Genomic DNA, 507 nt, shown 5'->3' with positions numbered 1-507 from the left:
CAAAGGAAATGCTTCCAATCGTAGATAAGCCAACCATTCAATATATTATTGAAGAAGCCGTTGAAGCCGGCATTGAAGACATTATCATCGTAACCGGTAAAAGCAAACGAGCGATTGAAGATCATTTCGATTTCTCGCCGGAGCTCGAACGCAACCTGGAGGAAAAAGGGAAAACCGAACTCCTTGAAAAAGTGAAAAAAGCGTCAAATCTCGCTGATATCCACTATATTCGCCAAAAAGAACCAAAAGGACTCGGACATGCCGTTTGGTGCGCCCGCAACTTTATCGGAGACGAGCCGTTCGCAGTGCTCCTTGGAGACGACATTGTCCAAGCGGAAAAACCTGGCCTTCGCCAGCTGATGGACGAGTACGAAAAGACTCTCTCATCCGTAATCGGCGTTCAGCAGGTGCCTGAAGACCAAACGCACCGCTACGGGATCATTGATCCTTTGACAAATGAAGGGCGCCTATACCAGGTCAAAAACTTTGTTGAAAAACCAAAACCGG

The 507-nt window shown here is 47.1% G+C and carries 1 protein-coding gene; it reads left to right on the top strand.

The window, feature by feature from the left end; all coding sequences use genetic code 11:
* A partial coding sequence (locus ACWHAR_RS32445; protein ID WP_452089100.1) for a UTP--glucose-1-phosphate uridylyltransferase occupies positions 1 to 507 on the top strand: 507 nt, incomplete at both ends.

The organism is Bacillus sp. LR--39 (genome assembly GCF_053613335.1).
Note: the sequence above shows the minus strand (reverse complement) of the source record. Positions and strands in the feature narration are given on the sequence as shown.